This window comes from Burkholderia sp. RS01 (assembly GCF_039748055.1).
Lineage (GTDB): Bacteria > Actinomycetota > Actinomycetes > Actinomycetales > Micrococcaceae > Arthrobacter.
In genome coordinates this window covers 1-224 of the sequence record NZ_JBDLAK010000083.1, presented here as the reverse complement: position 1 = coordinate 224, position 224 = coordinate 1, and the positions used below count along the sequence as shown (strand labels likewise).

Sequence of the window (224 nt, the reverse complement as noted above, 5' to 3'; positions counted from 1 at the left end):
GGGTGACGGGTCCGGTGTAGGTGAACGTTCCGGTGCCGGTCGCGGTGCCGGGTGGCCCGCCCGCGGGGGTGTTGTAGCGGGGTCCGTTGGTGGCGGTGGTGTCGAGGCGGTTGAGGAGGTCCTGGTAGCTGATGGTGACCATGACCTGGGGTCGGAGGCCGCCGGTGGCGGGCAGGGTTGCGGTGGCGAGGGCGGTTTTGCAGGCGCCGATGAGGCCGTCGAGG

Annotated in this window: 1 protein-coding gene; it reads right to left on the bottom strand. The window is 71.9% G+C overall.

Features of this window, described 5'->3' with window-relative positions; all coding sequences use genetic code 11:
- Positions 1 to 224, bottom strand: a 224-nt coding sequence (locus ABFP37_RS22630) for a hypothetical protein (RefSeq protein ID WP_347035051.1), incomplete at both ends; no start/stop codon positions are given.